General features: G+C 69.2%; 8 protein-coding genes and 1 pseudogene. 8 read left to right on the top strand and 1 reads right to left on the bottom strand.

Going from position 1 to position 17,234, the window contains the following annotated elements; all coding sequences use genetic code 11:
• Positions 1–53: 53 nt before the first annotated feature.
• The 3 genes and pseudogenes from ACIBCA_RS02810 to ACIBCA_RS02820 all read left to right on the top strand — a co-directional run bounded on the left by ACIBCA_RS02810 (position 54) and on the right by ACIBCA_RS02820 (position 1,475).
• Positions 54–377 (top strand): hypothetical protein, encoded by a 324-nt coding sequence (locus ACIBCA_RS02810; RefSeq protein WP_396280985.1) that lies wholly within the window; start codon positions 54–56, stop codon positions 375–377.
• A gap of 157 nt (positions 378–534) precedes the next feature.
• Complete coding sequence (locus ACIBCA_RS02815; RefSeq protein WP_396280986.1) at positions 535–933, top strand: hypothetical protein; 399 nt, start codon at positions 535–537, stop codon at positions 931–933.
• Positions 934–1,104: 171 nt separating this feature from the next.
• Positions 1,105–1,475: pseudogene (locus ACIBCA_RS02820) on the top strand (DUF6228 family protein).
• 34 nt (positions 1,476–1,509) lie between these two features.
• Here the strand turns inward: ACIBCA_RS02820 and ACIBCA_RS02825 are convergent.
• Positions 1,510–2,607 carry a glycoside hydrolase domain-containing protein gene (locus ACIBCA_RS02825; protein WP_396280987.1) on the bottom strand — a complete coding sequence of 366 codons (1,098 nt, stop codon included), beginning with the start codon at positions 2,605–2,607 and terminating at the stop codon, positions 1,510–1,512.
• A gap of 245 nt (positions 2,608–2,852) precedes the next feature.
• Between ACIBCA_RS02825 and ACIBCA_RS02830 the strand changes: the two genes are divergently transcribed.
• From ACIBCA_RS02830 to ACIBCA_RS02850, 5 genes are all read left to right on the top strand, one after another.
• Complete coding sequence (locus ACIBCA_RS02830; protein ID WP_396280988.1) at positions 2,853–3,371, top strand: hypothetical protein; 519 nt, start codon at positions 2,853–2,855, stop codon at positions 3,369–3,371.
• A gap of 328 nt (positions 3,372–3,699) precedes the next feature.
• Positions 3,700–14,664, top strand: a complete 10,965-nt coding sequence (locus tag ACIBCA_RS02835; protein WP_396280989.1) for a LamG-like jellyroll fold domain-containing protein — start codon at positions 3,700–3,702, stop codon at positions 14,662–14,664.
• Positions 14,645–15,076, top strand: coding sequence for an Imm1 family immunity protein (locus ACIBCA_RS02840; protein ID WP_396280990.1), 432 nt, complete (start codon positions 14,645–14,647; stop codon positions 15,074–15,076). Before ACIBCA_RS02835 ends, ACIBCA_RS02840 begins: the two co-directional genes overlap by 20 nt.
• 216 nt (positions 15,077–15,292) lie before the next feature.
• Positions 15,293–15,988: a DUF6881 domain-containing protein gene (locus tag ACIBCA_RS02845; RefSeq protein WP_396280991.1), complete on the top strand. Its 696-nt coding sequence runs from the start codon at positions 15,293–15,295 to the stop codon at positions 15,986–15,988.
• A gap of 235 nt (positions 15,989–16,223) precedes the next feature.
• Positions 16,224–17,183, top strand: a complete 960-nt coding sequence (locus ACIBCA_RS02850; protein ID WP_396280992.1) for a DUF6881 domain-containing protein — start codon at positions 16,224–16,226, stop codon at positions 17,181–17,183.
• Positions 17,184–17,234: the final 51 nt, after the last annotated feature.

Here is a 17,234-nt window from a genome sequence, read left to right on the forward strand (position 1 = left end):
TCGTCGGGGAGGCAGGCGACACCACTCCTGCATACCGCCGCCGCACCCCCGACGTGAAGGGCCATTCGCGCACATCTCGCCCCCACCGGGGCACTCCTGAGGGCCCGCCCGGGCAGCACCGGTGCGGGGGCGGTCGAGCCGGAACGGCAGCCGCAAGCCACTTCCGGGGCAGCCGGGCGGAGTTCGTCCGCCGCGAGACGGACCTCGTCATCCCGACGAACTACCTGCTGCCGCTGGACGGCCGGTGGATCGACGGCACCATCGACCACTGGGGCCGGGACCTGGGCCTGTCCGGTGACTACCACCGGTTCGCGGACGAGTACCTGGAGGCCCTGCCCGGGGATTGCCTGGTGGTCCGACTCCGCTTCCACTACTGACGCGGCACGGGATTCCCGCAGCCGCCGGGATGTCGCCACCAACCGGTTCCACGCTGCCCTCGCAGCCCTCGACCGTAACTGGATCCGCCCCCCGCTTGAACGCGTTCAGTTTTCCTGCGACGATATCGACCTCAGGGGAGCGAGGGGGTGAGTACCGATGGGGCTGGTCCTGCGGGCCGAGAGCGCCCTGGCGTGGTTCCTTCGCGCGGCGGCCGGATACCTGACCGCCCTCGCGTGCGGCTGCGCAGCGGTGGTCGGCGGGTTCGCCCCCTTCAGGGAGATCGATGGGGACTTCGCCGGTCTGGGACTGTTCCTGCTGACGTTTGTCGGCCTCCCCTCGCTGGCCCTGCTCCTGTTGACAGCCCCCATGCGTGAGGGCGACCTTCACAGGCCCGTACTGGCCATCACCCTGTGTGGACCAGCGATGTTCGCCGGATTCTTCCTCGGCGTCTGGTGCCTGCTCGGTCTGATCCTGTTCCAACTCGGCTTCGTGGGCTTCCTCTTGCCGTCCCCACGCCTTCGGCTCGTCAGCCGACCCGACCGCCTCCACCGCTGACCAGGAGCGGGCCATCGCGACGCCGCCCCGCCAGGACGCCTCCCGAAGGCATAATTTCCGCGGTGGGTGGCACCTTTGTGGACTACCGTTCGGGCGGTGAGCTCCTCTGACACCGACCTCGACGCGCCGGCCGGCGTGACCGTCCGCTGCCGGGACAATCACGCCGTCAGCGTGCGGCTCCGCGACTCCTCCCGGCCTGACGAGGACCGCGTGCTGTACGCCGTCGAGGCGGCGGCGCCGGGGCTGGCCGTGCGCGTTGACGAGGTGGTCGCCTGGAGCCGGGGGGAAGGGCTGGCGCCGTTTCTGGAGGGCTCGCGGCCGACTTCCGCGGGTGGGAGGGGCGGCGGGTCTGGCGGACCCTCGACCGCGACCTCACCGTCGACGCGGTCTTCCGCTCCGGCGGGCATGTCGGGCTGACCTGGGCTCTTCGCCCGTGGCGGGGTGCGGCCGGGGGCTGGGAGGCGTCCGTCACGACCTGGCTCGAGGCCGGTGAGCAGATGTCCGCCCTGGCGGCCGAGGTCCGGCACTTCCTGATGTGGTAGGACGGCGGCCGGGGTTGATGCGGCCACACAGGTGTCAGCCGATGACGGCGACCGGGCCGTTCCAGGCGTTCTGGTCGATGGTGAGGGCGGAACCGCCGTAGGTCTCCTGCTTGTTGACGGCGTACTGGTGGCCTCGGCGGGCGCCGCTCCACTGGGCGGCGGGGAAGGGGTAGGTGCTGGTGGTGTCGGCGGTGCCGTCGTAGAGGGCGTACCAGAGGGCGTCGGGGAGGTTGGGGGCGCCGGTGGTGGCGGCCTGGCTCATGGCGAGGGCGCTGGACTTGCTGAAGCCGTAGAAGCCGGCGAAGTAGCCGCGGGAGTGGAGGGCGGCGTCCCATGCCTGGACATAGGTGAGGACGGCGGCGCTGCAGGCGGTGTCGGCGGCGTTGTACGCCTCCATGTCGAGGTAGACGGCGCTGCCGGCGCCCATGCCGAGGGCCGCGGCGTGGGTGACGGCGTCGGCGCCGTCGGTGGTGCCGAGGGTGGCCGCGTTGGCGGCGGTGATGCGTTCGGGGTTGTTGGAAGTCTGGCAGGGGGGCTGGGCGCCGACGTAGAGGGGGATGAGCTGCCAGCCGGCGGCGTGGACGGTGCGGACCCAGGGGGCGGTCAGGTTGGGCTGGGCGCAGCCCCGGTTCTGGCCGCCGATGTAGACGGCGGCCGCGCCGTAGGGCGAGGTGCCGTGCCAGGCCTGCATGGTGGCGGCGGGCGGGGCGGTGCAGGTGTCGAACGCCTTGCCGGTGAAGACGGCCGGTCCGCGGGCGGGGGCGGGGACGTTGTCGGCCGGGGCGGCGGCGGCAGGCTGGCCGGGGGCGCCGGGGGTGGGAGGGGGTGTGGTCGAGGAGCCCGGGCGCGAGGGGGTCGCGGAGGCCGAGGCGGACTTGGTGGCCGTGGGTGAGGCGGACGGCGAGGCGCTCGGGGTGCCAGACGCGCCGGGGCTCGGCGAAACGGTGGTGGTGGTGGCGCTGTCCCCGGCGGCGGGGGCGGCTGCCGTGGCGCCGCTGCTCGGCGTGGAGCTCCCGGCCAGTGCCGTGACGGCGAACGTGGTGGCTCCGGCGGCGAGGATCACGCCGGCGGCGCTGAGCGCGATGGTCCGGTTGCGGCGGGTGGTGCTGCCGGGGTTGTGCTGGTGGGACACGTACCGTCCTCGGGAGGTGGCTGGGGAAGGGTGTGAAGCGGGGTCACGGCGGGCCGGGCGCGACGATATCGCCTTGATCGACTGCCCACCAATGCAGCCCCCGTTCACGCGCCCGTTCACGCGCCCGTCCACGTCCCGTCAGGGGGCTGGGCTGCGACTTGTCGCGCACATGCGCCTATGCTGCCACGGCTGACGACCGGCGCGGTTCGGCGTCGGCGGTACCGATGGCTGAAAGGGACGAGGCGATGCGCCGATACGGACGAGGCATGCTGTGGGGCGGGGTGGCGGTGCTGCTCGCCGTGGTGGTGGCGGGGGTCGTGGCCCTGTGGCCGGAGGACGGGAAGGACCCGCTGCCGGTGCGGGCGCGGGAGTACAAGCCCACGCAGGTCTGCCTGCTGACGCCGGCGGGCGGCCTGGCGGACGCGCAGTCGGCCCAGGCGTGGGCCGGTCTCCAGGACGCCTCGGCCAAGACCCACGTGCAGGTGCGGTACCTCGCGGCCGCCGGTGAGGACACCCCGGGCAACGCCGCCCCGTACCTCGCCTCGCTGGCGGTGGGCGGCTGCCAGGCCGTGGTGGTGGCCGGCGACACCGGGGTCCAGGCCGCGGTGCAGAGCGCGCACTCGTTCCCGAAGGTGCAGTTCCTGCTCCTCCAGGCCCAGGCCACCGCGTCGGCGGGCGGCAACACCAAGGGCCTGACGGTGTCGAGCCCTGCCGAGGCGCGGACGCAGGTGGCCTCGGAGGTCGAGCAGCTCACGAAGAGCTGACGAACGTTCCGGGACGAACGGGTGTCTGTTCTCCCGCCTCCTGCCGAACATCCACGAATCCGCAGGTCAAAGGGCTTGACTCGTACTTGACCGGCAGTCGACAAGCATGATGCACTCCGCATGATTTTTTTCATCTGAGCGTCGGTCACCGACCGAGACTTAGGGGTATCTCATGCGCGCGTGGAAGCCGGTTCGCCGGTTCACCGTATTCCGGAAGCGACACCGCTTCCGTCCTCTGATCAGACTGCTAGCGGTCACGCTGATCGTGACCCTCTCCACCGTCGGAGGCATATCCACGGCCGGGGCCGCAGAACGCGGATTCCCGGCCTTGTCTCTGTCCTGGGACCAGGTGAAGGACTGGTTCTCGGACGATCCGGGCAAACCGGGCTTCGGCCCGACGCCCCGCCAGCACGGAGGCAGCGCCGCCGGGAAGGGCCACAAGGCCACCACCGACGAGACCCGGGCCTCCGGCGGCCAGGGTCACGCTCCGGGCAAGTCCCCCAACGAGCTCGACGACTACGCCCCCCACCAGCGCAAGCCCGACCAGGGGGCGAGCGCCACGCAGAAGACGGGGTTCGACGCGCGCAGCAGCAAGCGCAACGCGGCGAAGTCCTCCAAGACGTCTGACGCGTTCGACAACGCCGACGGTTCAGTCACCCGGAACATTTCTCAGACGCCGATCAACTACCAGGACGCCTCGGGCAACTGGCAGAAGGTCGACACCAGTCTGAAGAACGGTGCGGGCGACGGCCGTTGGCACGAGACGGCCAACTCGGTCGCGGTGGACTTCGCCCCGAAGGCCGCCGACGCCTCGCTGGCGACCCTGAAGACCAACGGCGGCCACGCCCTGAGCTACGCGCTCGAGGGCGCGGCCCCGGTCACGGGTAACGCGAACGGGTCGGACGTCTCCTACCCGGGCGTCCTGCCCGAGACCGACCTGGTGCTGACCACCACGCCGAACGGTCTGAAGGAATCGATCGTCCTGCACTCGGCGAAGGCGGGCAACACCTGGACCTTCCCGCTGAACCTGGAAGGCCTGGCGCCGCACCAGCAGCAGGACGGTTCGATCAACCTGACGGACGCCGCGGGCAAGACGGTGGAGCAGATCCCGCCGGCCTACGCCTACGACTCCAAGGTCGACCCCCGCTCGGGCGACGCGGCCAGCACCAACGCCGTGCGCTACGAGCTGGTCAAGTCCGCGAGCGGCGGCACCGCGCTGAAGGTGACGCTGGACGAGTCCTGGCTGCGCAGCAAGGACCGCCAGTTCCCGATCACCGTCGACCCGACCGTGACCGACGGCTGGACGACCGCCTACGCCCAGAGCGGCAACAACAGCGACCACTCGTACGAGCAGTTCATCAAGATCGGCTCGTACGACAGCGGCACCAACAAGGCGAACAGCTTCATCAACCACTGGTACCAGAGCTGGGACGGCTCCGGCGTCACGGTCACCTCGGCCACGCTGAAGCTGTTCGAGACCTGGGCCTCGACCTGTGCGTCGCCGCAGCGCTTCGACGTCGCGCTGGTGACCCAGCCGTGGACGCCGAGCCAGGTCCAGGACTACCCCGGCCCGAGCTTCGGCGCGTCGATCGGCAACGCCTCGCCGACGCTGACCAACGCCTGCACCAACACCACCGCCAACCCGGCGGTCGGTGACTGGGTGTCGGTGCCGCTGGCCACCTCGGCCCTGCAGGGCTGGATGAACGGCACCACGCCGGACTACGGCCTGGCGGTCTACGCGGCCACCAACGACACCCTGCACTGGAAGAAGTTCGGTTCCTTCATGGACCCGAACAAGGGCCCGTACATGCAGGTCACCTACACCGGCAACTCCGGCCCGCAGGTGTACTCGCAGTACCCGAGCAACAACGCCGTCGCCTACACGACCACCCCGGAGCTGACCGCCTGGTCGGCGGGGGCGAACTCGACGGGCGCGAGCAGCACGCTCAAGTACCAGTTCACCGTCTACGACAACACCAACACCAAGGTCGCCGACTCCGGTCTGATCGCGGCCGGTGACTGGGTGGTGCCCGCGGGCAAGCTGTCCTGGGGCAAGACCTACTACTGGCAGGTGCAGTCCAACGACGCGAACCTGTGGTCGCCGTCGAACGGCCTGTACGCGCTGAACATCCAGGTGCCGCAGCCGCTGATCACCTCGGGGCTGTCGCAGAACAGCAGCGAGCACGGCTTCGACGCCTCGATCGGCAACTACACCACCTCCGACACGGACGCCGAGGTCTCCACGGCCGGTCCGCCGCTGTCGGTGGTGCGTGACTACAACTCGCGCGACCCGCGCTACACGGGCGCGTTCGGCACCGGGTGGTCGAGCGTCTTCGACTCCCGCGCCACCGAGCAGTACAACGCCGCGGGCGCGGTGACCGGTGTGGTCATCACCTACCCCAACGGCGCGCAGGTCGGCTTCGGCAAGAACGGCGACGGCAGCTTCAGCCCGCCGTCGGGGCGTTTCGCCACCTTCAAGTCCGTCACGGGCGGGTACTCGCTCACCGACAAGAACAGCAACGTCTACACCTTCACCCAGGGGCTGGGGGCGGGCGGCTACGGCGTCACGGCCATCACCGACGCCAACAACCGCTCGATCAACTACACCTGGGCGAACGGCCAGATCACCGACATGACCTCCCAGGTCTCCGGGCGCGCCCTGCACCTGACCTGGGCGACCCCGTCGGGGGCGAACGCGGCCCACGTGGCCACGGTCTCCACCGACTCGCTCGGCACCCCGGGCCCGCTGACGTGGACCTACAAGTACACCGGTGACCAGCTCACCGCGATGTGCCGGCCCACCGACGCGGTGCACTGCCACTCCTACGGGTACACCTCCGGATCGCAGTACCAGAACGCGATCATGGACCTCGGCCCGCAGAACTACTGGCCGATGTCGGAGGCCGCCGGTGCCACCACGGCCGCCGACGCCGTCATCGCCAACCAGGCCAACGGCAACGGCACGTACACCAACGTGGCCCTCGGCCAGGCCGGCGGTCCGCTGGCGGGCTCCAGCGCGACGGTGGCCGGGTTCAACGGCACGTCCTCGTACGTGACGCTGCCCCAGAACACCGCCAACGCGGCGAACTCCGGCGCGCTGTCGCTGTGGTTCAAGACCTCCACCGGTCCGGGCGTGCTGTACTCGTACGCCTCCACGCCGCTCTCGGCCGGCAGCGCGGCGGGCTACTACACGCCGTCGATCTACGTCGGCTCGGACGGCAAGCTGAACGCCGAGTTCTGGTACAGCGGCGGCACCGCCCCGATCACCAGCAGCGCGGCGGTCACCGACGGCAAGTGGCACCACGTCGTCCTGTCGGCGGCCGGCAACACGCAGTCGCTGTTCCTGGACAACAACCAGGTCGGCACCCTGTCGGGCACCGTGTCCATCCAGAGCGCGGTGGCCTTCGGCGCGAACCAGCCCTACAACTACGTCGGCGCCGGCTACCTCGGCGGCAGCTGGCCGGACCAGCCCAACACGGGCAAGGGCACGGTCAGCTACTTCAACGGCCAGATCGCCGACCTGGGCTGGTACAACCGCCCGCTGGTCTCGGCCGACGTCAACGCGCTGTACCAGTACGGCACCCACACGGCCAGCCTGCTGAACAGCGTCACCCGCCCCTCCGGCAAGGCGTTCACCGGCATCACCTACGACGCGGCGACCACCGCCGTCACCCAGGTGACCGACGAGAACGGCGGCGTCTGGAAGATCGGCGCACCGACGGTGACCGGCTCCTCCCAGACCTACCGCGGTTCCGTCCTGGGCAGCGCCCCGGCCGGGTACTGGCGCCTGGGCGACGCGGCCGGATCGGCCGCGGCGACCGACGAGGTCCGCGGCGGCACCGCCACCTACAGCGGCGTCACCCTCGGGTCCGCCGGTCCGTTCTCGGACAACACGGCGGCGGCCTTCAACGGCACCAGCTCTTACATCCAGCTGCCCAACACCGAGCACCTGGACAGCGGGCCCAACTCCGTCGAGATGTGGTTCAACATGCCGGCCGGCAACACCGGCGGCGGAACCCTCTTCGACTACGCCACCAACCCGCTCGGCAGCGGCCAGAGCTCCTGGGTCCCGTCCCTGTACGTGGGCACCGACGGCAAGCTGCGCGGAGCGTTCTGGGGCCTGCCCCAGATCACCACCGGCGCCCCGGTGAACGACGGCAAGTGGCACCACGTGCTGCTCAGCGGCAACGCGACCACGCTGAACCTGTACCTGGACGGCCAGTCGGCCGGCAGCTCCACCGGTACGTTCCAGCCGAGCTCGTCGAACTACGTCTACGTCGGCGCGGGCTACTCGTCCCAGTGGTCCAACGCCCCGAACAACGTGTGGGGCTACTTCCCCGGCTCGATCGCCGAGGTCGCGTTCTACAACTCCGCGCTGTCCGCGCAGGAGGACGCCACCCACTTCGCGGCGGGCAAGAACTCGACCGGCCTGCTGCCGGTGAAGTCCGTGGTGGTCACCGACCCGGTGAACGCCACGGAGACCACCCGGTACGACGTGGTCAACGGCAACCGCACCCTGTCCCACACCGACGGCGTGGGCAGCACGGTCAGCTACGGCTACGACACCAGCGGCTTCCAGAGCACGACCGTCGACCCGAACGGCGTCATGAGCCGCACCGGCCACGACCCGCGCGGCAACACCGTCTCCGTCAACAACTGCCAGAACCAGCAGACCAACACGTGCTCGACGCAGTACTTCACGTACTTCCCGGACGACACGAGCGCCCAGCTGACCACGGCGGACGCCCGCAACGACGTCATGCTCACCTCGCGTGACGGCCGTTCGGCCTCGGCCACCGACAACACCTACCTCACCTCCTACACCCTCGACGCGGCGGGCAACCACACCGCCGTCACCACCGCGGCCGTACCGGGCTTCCCGAACGGGCGCACCACCACCACGGTGATCTCGGACGGCTCCGCCACCTACCCGGCGGCGGACAGCGGCAACGTGCCCAAGGGCCTGCCGGTGTCCACCACCTCACCGGGCGGCGCGGTCAACTCGGTCGCGTACTTCCACAACGGCGACGTGGCCTCCACCACCGACCCGACGGGCCTGGTCACCAGGTACACCTACGACCCGCTGGGCCGGGTGCTGACCAAGACCGTCGTCTCGGACACCTACCCGAACGGTCTGGCCACCTCGTACGTCTACGACGGCGACGGCCAGGTGACGCAGGAGACCAACCCCGCGCTCACCGACCGCGTCACCGGGGCGATCCACACGGCGCAGGTCAGCACCGTCTTCGACTACGACGGCAACGTCACCTCGCAGACGGTCGCGGACACCACCGGCGGTGACTCACCCCGTACGCAGACCAGCGTGTACGACGCCTACAACCACGTGCAGTCGCGCACCGACGCCAACGGCAACGTGCCCGGCGCCACCAACGGCGGCACGACCACGTACAGCTTCGACGCCATGGGCGAGATGGTGAAGGAGGTCGGCCCGACGGGCACCACGACCACCTTCCAGTACGACGCCAACGGCCACCTGCTGTCGAAGACCCTCAAGGGCTACACGGGCGACCCGGTCGCTCCGTCCGCCGCCACCGACCTGGTGGAGTCCTCGCGCGCCTACGACCCGGCCGGCCGGCTGGCGTCGATCACGGACTCGATGGGCAACACCACCACCTACACCTACACGGACAACGGCCTGCCGGCCACCGTCACCAGAAAGGACCCGACCGGGCAGAGCTCCTTCCAGCTGTCGTCCAGCACCTACGACGCCGCCGGGAACCTGACCCAGAAGACCACCAACAACGGCGCCAGCGTCACCCAGTACCAGGTCGACGCCGCCTCCCGGGTGGCCAGCACGACCCTGGACCCGGCGGGCGTCAACCGCGTCACCCAGGTCTCCTACACGCCGGACGACCTGGTCGCCACCACGCGCCAGACCGACTCCTCCGGCGCGGACCGCACCATCAGCAAGACCTACGACCCGATGGGCCGTCCGCTCACCGAGACCCTCCACGGCGACGCCTCCGGCCACCCGGCCGGCTGGTGGCAGCTGAACCAGGGCTCGGGCACGACGGTCACCGACCAGTCGGGCAGCGGGAACACCGCGTCCGCTTCGGGGGTCACCTGGACCACCGACACGAACGGCATCACCAGCGCGTCGTTCGCCGGCAGTGCCGGCCAGCAGATCGCCACGAACGGGCCGGTGGCCAACACCACGGCCTCGTACACGGTGTCCGCGTGGGTCAACCTGTCGTCGCTGCCCGCCGGCAACGCCGCGGTGGTCGCCCAGTCCGGGAACACCGTCAGCCAGTTCGTGCTCGCGTACAACCACATGGGGTCGACCCCGGTGTGGTCGTTCTGGAACACCAGCGGCGACAGCTCGTCCCCGTCGTTCACCTTCGCCAACTCCACCGCGTCACCCGTCGCGGGCAGCTGGACACACCTGGTCGGCGTCTACAACGTCACCAACGGTGCCATGCAGCTGTACGTCAACGGTCAGCTCGCGGGCAGCGCCACCAACACGGCGCCCTGGTCGGCCAACGGCCCCCTGAGCATCGGTCGCGACCTGTGGAACGGCAACCAGACCGACAGGATCCCCGCCCAGATCGGCAACGTCCAGCTGTACCAGCGGGCACTGTCCGCCCAGGACGTCTCCACGCTGTTCGGCAACGGCCGCGCCGGTGGCACCGTCGCGTCCTCCGGCACGCAGACCACGAGCTGGACGTACGACAAGCGGGGCCTGCCGACCTCCGTCACCGACCCGAACTCCAACACCTCGCAGTTCTCGTACGACGAGGCGGGCAACCTCGCGGTGACCACGGCCCCGGCCGTGGCGGTGGAAGCGGTCGGCGGCACCTCGGTGACGGCCCGCCCGGTGACCACCAGCGGGTTCAACACCTTCGGTGAGGCGGTGGAGGAGCTCGACCCGAACGGGAACGAGAGCTTCCTCGGGTACGACGCCAACGGGCAGAAGGTCTCGCAGACGCTTCCCGTGTACACGGCGCCGGGCTCGACGACTCCGGTGAACGGCCAGAGCCTCTGGACGTACGACGCCGACGGCAACGTGCTGTCGACGACCCGACCGGGTGGGGAAAGCACCCAGTACACGTACACGCAGCTGGGCAACATCGCCCAGACCACGGCGCCGGACGGCAGCACCCTCCGCTCGCTCTACGACACCAACGGCGAGAAGCTGTCGGTGACAAACGCCACCGGCGCGGTCACCCAGGCCACGTACGACTGGATGGGCCGGCGCGTCACCACGACGAGCCTCGAGCGGTACCCGACCAACCAGACGCTCACCAACACCTCGTCCTACGCGGTGACGCCCGGGAACCCCTACGGCGCGTTCCTCTCCTCCGAGACCAGCGCGACCAACGTCACCACCTCCTACGGCTACAACCGGGTCGGCGAGCAGACCCAGATCACCGACGCGTCGAACAACACCACCGCGGTCGCGTACGACTTCGTGGGCCGTGCCTACAGGTCAACACTTCCCGACGGCACCTACAGCCAGACCGACTACTCCGCCGCCGACCGGCCTGTGGCGCACAAGCAGTACGACGCCAACAACAACCTGCTGACGCAGACCTCCTCGGTCTACGACGGCAACGGCAACGCGACCTCGGTCACCGACGCCAACGGCCGCACCACGCAGCTGACGTACGACGCCAGCAACATGGTGACGCAGGAGATCCAGCCGGTCTCGGCGACCTCCTCGATCACCACGTCGTTCGGCTACAACGCGGCGGGCCAGCGCACCCGGTACACCGACGGCCGCAACAACTCCTGGTACTACACGTACACCTCCCGCGGCCAGATGGCCACGGTCCAGGAGCCCGGCACCGGCACGTACAACTCGGCCGACAACACCACGACGACCTACGCGTACGACGCCAACGGCCGCACGACCTCCCAGGCCCTGCCGGGCGGGGTGTCGGTGTCCTTCGGCTACGACAAGGTCGACAACCTGCTCACGGCCTCGGGCACGGGCGCCGAAGCGGCGACCGCGACCCGATCGTTCACCTACGACAGCACGGGCCAGATCCTGACCGCCGCCACCTCCAGTGCCGGCACCATGGGCAGCCCCGACTACCAGGCGGCCACCAGCGAGACGTTCACCTACAACGACCGCGGGTCGCTGCTGACCGCCGCCGGCTCGGGCGGTGCGTCCTCGTTCGCCTACAACGGCTCGGGGCAGATGACCTCCCGCACCGACGCCGCCGGCACCACCGGCTACGGCTATGACACGGCCGGGCGCCTGCAGTCGGTGAACGACCCGGCCACGGGTGCTCAGCTCACCTACGGCTACAACAAGCTCAACCAGGTCTCGTCGATCACCTACGGCTCGCTCGGCAACGTGCGCACCTACGGCTACGACGCCCTGCACCGCCTCACCTCGGACACCCTGGCCAAGGGGACGACGACCCTCGCCTCCATCGGCTACGGCTACGACAACAACGGCAACCTGACAGCCAAGAACACCACCGGAGTCACGGGAGCGGCCAACAACACCTACAGCTACGACTGGGCCAACCGCCTCACGTCGTGGAACAACGGCACCACCAGCACCGCCTACGCGTACGACGCCTCGGGCAACCGCATCCAGGCCGGCTCCAACGTGTTCACGTACGACGCACGCGACCAGCTGACCTCGGACGGCGTGCACACGTACACGTACTCGGCGCGTGGCACGATGAAGAGCGACATCACCTCCGCGGGCAGCAGCACGCTGGCCTCGGACGCCTACGGGCAGCAGGTGGTCGCCGGTACGCAGTCGTACACCCACGACGCGGCCGGGCGGAACATCTCCGACGTCACCAGTGGTGCCACCACACGCACCTTCTCGTACTCCGGTGGGGGCAACATCGTCGCCTCCGACGGTGACTACGCCTACACCTACGACCCCGGCAACGCGCTCGTCGGGCTGAACCTCGCCGGGGCCACGTCGACCACGACCGGCCAGCTGGCGATGGTCGACCAGCACACCGACGTGGTGGGCACCTTCACGCCGACCGGCACCGCGCTGGCGACCTCCGCCACCTACGACCCGCTGGGCGCCGTCACGGCCAACAGCGGTCTGCCCGGTCATCTGGGCTTCCAGTCCGGCTGGACGGAGAGCTCCACCGGCCTCGTGGGCACCGCCTCGCGCTGGTACAACCCGCGCACGGGCGTGTTCCTCAACAAGGACACCGTCTCGACCAACCCGGTGCCGAACTCGGCTGCGGCGAACCCGTTCGCCTACGTCGCCGACAACCCGCTCGCCGCGGGTGACCCGTCCGGCCACTGCCCCTGGTACCTGCCGGACTCGGCCTGCAGGGTCGCCAACAAGGTGGTCAGCGCGGTCGACAGCGGCGCCCACTGGGTCGCCGACAAGGTCGAGACCGGGGCCTCCTGGGTCGCCGACAAGGTCGAATCCGGGGCCTCCTGGGTCGCCAACAAGGTCGAGGCCGCTGCCACGTACGTGGAGCACGCCGCGGTCAGCACGGCCCGGTCGGTCTACCACCACGTCAAGGACGCGTACCACCGGACGTACCACTACGTGCAACGCGTCCATCACTGGGCGGTACGAACCGTCAGACGCGCCTATCACGCGACGGTACGAGTCGTGAAACACGCCTACCACGCCGCCAAGCAGGTGGCCAAGCGCGTCGTCCAGGTCGCTCACAAGGCAGCGGGTGTGGCGTACAAGGCCGCACGCACGGCGTACAAGGCGACGGTTTCCGCAGCGAAGACCGCAGGGACCTTCGTCAAGCACCACGCCGCCGCGATCACCTCGTTCGTGGTCTCGACCGCCGTGTTCGCCGGCTGCGAGGCCCTGACCGGCGGTGTCGGCTCCATCGGCTGCGCGGCGGCCGCGGGAGCTGCGGGAAGCCTGGTCACCCAGGGCTTCCAGTGCGCGCAGAAGGGCGGCTCGGCCTGTAGTGCGGGCGCCTTCGGCAAGTCCGCGCTCGAGGGTGCCGCTGAAGGCGCCGTCGGCGGGGCCCTCGGCAAGCTCGGCGGCGCGATCATCGGCAAGGTCGCTCCCAAGGCGATGGAGGCCGTGGGCGGTCTGTTCGGCAAGGGTGCCACCGAGGCCGCGGACGTCGCGGCCGAGGACGCCACCCAGGCGGCGGCCCGTCAGGCTGGGTCCAAGGGAGCCAGGTCAGCATCGGAGTCCGGGGGAAGCTGCCCGACTCCCGTGCCCCACAGCTTCACCGGTGCCACCCCGGTCCTGATGGCCGACGGCAGCAGCAAGCGGATCGACCAGGTCAAGATCGGTGACCAGGTCACCAACGCGGTCCCCGGCCAGGACGGGACGCAGACCCACACCGTCACCGACGTCATCGTCACCACCACCGACCACGACTTCGCCGACGTCACCGTCACCCCGACCCGAGCCGACAAGGCCAGTACGGAGAAGACCAGCCAGACCCGCACCACCGAGGCCACGCAGGCCACTCAGGCCACTCAGGCCACTCAGGCCAAGCAGACCGAGCAGGCCAAGCAGGACGGGATCCCGCTGGGCAAGAGGGTCTGGCAGCGCGCCGGCCTCGCCCTGGCAGCGTCCGTCGCCGCCGCCACCCTGGTCAACGTCGGCAGCCAGCCGGCCGACACCACCGCCCCGGTCGCCTACAGCACCTCAACCACCGGCACCACCGGTGACAGCACCACCGACCCGGCCGTCAGCGCCGACGGTGGAACCATCCACACCACCTTCCACCACCCCTTCTACGACCAGACCCAGGCCGCCTTCGTCGACGCGAAGGACCTGCGCCCCGGCGACGTCCTCCAGACGCCGACCGGCACCGCCCAGGTCACTGTCGTCCGCCTCTACCACGCCGACACCACCACCTACGACCTCACCGTCGGCGACCTCCACACCTACTTCGTGGAGGCCGGGGCGACGACCGTCCTGGTTCACAACTTCAACCCCGCGTGTGAACTGGCGAAGCTGCCCAAGTGGTCCGGCTCGGGCAAGATCCATGGCCGGTGGGCACCGGAGGGTGGTGCAGTTCAGGAGATCGAGAGCGGCCTCCGAGGCAGTAGCATGACGGACCGGGCTCTCGCCTTCGTCAAGCAGAAGCTGCAGACGAACTACACCCCTGGAAACTACGACCACATCGAACAGAAACTGCTCGCCAGGATGTTCGAGGAGGGCAACGAGCTTCACAGTGTCGATGTCGTCATCAATCACACAGGCGGACCCTGCCCCGGGAAACTCGGCTGTAGTGACGTCGTGAACAGGGTCCTCCTCAACAGCGACAAGGTGATGCGAGTTCACTGGGGCGACGTCAAGGGAGTCATGAAATGTCTGGAATTCGGAGTGGTAAGTGGCGGCCGTGACTGCTGAAGCGATTTTCAAGGAGGAGCACCATGAAAAGCCCCTCGTTCTCGATTCGGAGGACGCCGTCGATCGGCTGATCGACGCGCTCGTCGCCGGACACCCCAGCCACAACATGGCCAGGCTGTTCTCGCTGGACCGCACGCCCGTCCCGGCGGAGTTCCCTGATCACGAGTTCCTGGTCGGGATCAACCCCGAGGAACAGGTCGGCATCGTCGCCTTCGCGGACGCGGACGGCTGGTTCGTTCCGAGCGGCACGGCCGAGAAGGAGTACGTGACCTACACGCTGGCCACGTACCCGAGGGAGTTCTGGAAGTCACCGGAGATTCCCGTCGACCTGGCGCGTCAGGCCGTGAAGGAGTTCGTGCTCTCCGGCGGCCTCCGACCGACCTGCATCGAGTGGCAGGAAGAACCGCAGTAACACCGGTTCGCGCCCAGCCATTGGCGCACGCTGGTGCCGGAGCCCCCGCCGAAGCATTCTTTCGGCGGGGGCTCCGCCCGTTGACGTAACCGCGCCGAAGGCCCCTTCGGAATTTCCGAAGGGGCCTTCGGTCGTTTTGCGGGTGCTGAATTCAGAGCGCGGCCTTCGATCTCCTGGGCGCCATGGAGCGGCTTCGACAGGATGCGAGAATCTGCTGTGACCACCGGAACATTGTGCTTGGTACGCCTGCTGCCGCTGCTCGACGTACTCGAGTCCCCGGTACGACAGCCGGTCCGCGAGGTCGTTCCGGGCGGCGCCGACTTCGCGGAACGTGAGCGCACGGCTCAGCAGGAGGACGAGCAGGCGCTGACCTCACGTGAGGGCGATCCGACGGCGATTACCCGGCGTGCCGAGCAACTTGCTCTGGCCGGCGGTGCGATGACGGCTGAGCTGGCGGAGCTGGCGACAGCACTCGGTTGGCGCCCCGCCGGGCCCTGTGGCCTTCGGTGCACCTGGCCCGCCTGTGCGCCGTCAGCGGAAGGCTGCGTACGCCATCGCGCGTTCCAACCGCAGCAGACCCTTGCCGCCCGACTCCGGCGGAAACTCGGTGCGGAGTCCAGGCCCTGGTATCTGATGTCCGTGGATCTCGCCTCGGACGACGACGAGCCGTTCGAGTTCGTCACAGAGATCGGGGCGGACGGGTACGAGTCACGCAAGGTGGCCCAGTACATGGACGGCCGACTCGTCTGTGTCGATCGGGAGCACCGGACGCGAGACGGAGTGACGCTCAGTTCAGAGCGCGTCCCCTCGTGGACGGAGTTTGAGGCGAACAACGATCTGCACGCCGAGGAGGCGTCCACGGAATTCTTCGAGAGCCGTTGGCAGCAAGGGCTCACGGGTTCCATCAGGTAGTGACAACTGTGCGGGACCGGCAGAATTTGCCTGAAAGGAATGCTCGGCATGCAGACTGACAATCGACTGGAGGCGCGATATCGTCTCGCCGACATGCAGAATCCCGTTCTGCTCTCTTTGTCGGCCGACGTCGATCGTCTCATCGACGCCCTGTTGTCGGGGGCGGAGAACCATGACGCGGCACATCTCCAGTCGACTGAAAATAGGGCGCCAATCCGATATGCAAGGAATCGCTATGCACGGTGGAGCATTCTGCCTGATCCGCATACTTCCGCTGCTCGATGCACTTGATTCTCCGATCAAGGCTGCGACGGAAAGCGTCGTCGAGGCTTCTCTCGCCGGGCGTCCTGCGCCCGAGGAGGCGCTGATCGTCCTCGACGACTACCGGCGGGCGGCAGACACCATCGACGAACACGATCCGGCCTATCTGCAGGCGGGCATCGCATCCGTGGCCATCCTGGTCAGCGAGGCCCAGTGGCCGAGGTACTACCCGACGCCCCGGTCTCCGTACATGGAGGCGGAGGCGCTCTGGCGGAACTTCGACACCAATCTGGCGAAGGCGCGAGGAGTGCCCCCGCTCTCCCTGTCGGACTCGGCCTTCGCACACCAGGAGCGGTCCTGGCAGGAGGCCGAGGAGCGGGTCATGGCACTCGGCGCATCGGACCCTTCGGCGTTCACCGCGCACCTCGATCTGCTGCGGGAGAACCTCGCGGCATCCCGGTCGACACTGGCCGGGCACGCCGAGGAGTTCGGCTGGAAGCCGGGCGGGCCGTGCGGCGGCGCCTGCGACTGGCCGGCGTGCCGGGCGGAGAGGCCCGAATGCGTTCGGCGCCACTGGGCCCAGCAGACCCTCGCCCAGGAGCTGCGTCGGAGGCAGGGAGCGCCGGCCAAGGCGTGGTACCTGCGGACGGCGCACCCGAGCCATGGGCCCGGCGAGCCTTCCGAGTTCCTCAGCGAGATCAGCGCCGAGGGAAGAGAGGTGCGCAAGGTCGCGTACTACGGAAGCGGCAAGGTCGAGTGGGTCGCAGCGGACGAAGGGAGGGGCGGGATCTCCCTGAGCCCCGACCCTCTTCCTCCCTTCGCGGAGCTCGATGACCACGACGACATCTGGGTCGAGGAGATCCCGTCGGACCTCTTCGAACAGCGGTGGGCCGAGGCGAGGGAGAATCCCTCGCGGCCGTTCCTCGCGGGATGATGAGCAGGCCGGACATCGGCAGTTGACGTCACCGCGTCGAAGGCCCCTTCG

Origin of the sequence: Kitasatospora sp. NPDC051170 (assembly GCF_044455705.1) — a bacterium.
In the GTDB taxonomy this organism is placed as follows: domain Bacteria; phylum Actinomycetota; class Actinomycetes; order Streptomycetales; family Streptomycetaceae; genus Kitasatospora.

Coding starts and splice junctions, on each gene's coding strand:
- ACIBCA_RS02850 (WP_396280992.1), top strand. CDS start 16,224: ATGCACGGTGGAGCATTCTGCCTGATCCGCATACTTCCGCTGCTCGAT.
- ACIBCA_RS02815 (WP_396280986.1), top strand. CDS start 535: ATGGGGCTGGTCCTGCGGGCCGAGAGCGCCCTGGCGTGGTTCCTTCGC.
- ACIBCA_RS02830 (WP_396280988.1), top strand. CDS start 2,853: ATGCGCCGATACGGACGAGGCATGCTGTGGGGCGGGGTGGCGGTGCTG.